The organism is Moellerella wisconsensis ATCC 35017 (assembly GCF_001294465.1).
GTDB lineage: Bacteria > Pseudomonadota > Gammaproteobacteria > Enterobacterales > Enterobacteriaceae > Moellerella > Moellerella wisconsensis.
Genome location: NZ_LGAA01000050.1, coordinates 1 through 460, shown reverse-complemented (window position 1 = coordinate 460; position 460 = coordinate 1). Strand labels below are relative to the sequence as shown.

Below are 460 nucleotides of genomic sequence, written 5' to 3'. Positions count from 1 at the left end.
GGAAAACTTTGATAAAACGCCAACAGATAAGGAAAGAGAGGCAGCACAAAAAGCGCTAGCAAAACAAGGGAAAGAGATAAATGATTTAAGCGTGATAGACGGCTATATCAAAGAGCAGACGATTCAAGCTGAAATCAATAAATCGAGTTGGGGAGTGGGCGGCGATAAGCGCCGTATCGTGGAATCAGGCACGGCGTTAATCCAAGGATTGGTAAATGGCGATGTAAATAAAGCGGTGGCGAATGCCAGCGCGCCATATATCGCGAATGAAATCGCCAAGCAAATACCGAAAGAAAATCAGGAAGGCCGCCTCGTTGCCCACGGTATTGCCAATGTTGCATTAGCGCTGGCAAAAGGTGAAAATGCAGGCGCGCAATCGCTCGGTACAATGACTGCCGAAGCGGTGGGAATGCTGTCCGAGAAACTGTATGGCAAAGATGCAAGCCAACTGACCGAAGAC

1 protein-coding gene is annotated in these 460 nt (G+C 48.3%); it reads left to right on the top strand.

Annotated features, from left to right (window positions below):
• A partial coding sequence (locus tag M992_RS15260) for a hypothetical protein (RefSeq protein WP_053909192.1) occupies nt 1-460 on the top strand: 460 nt, incomplete at both ends.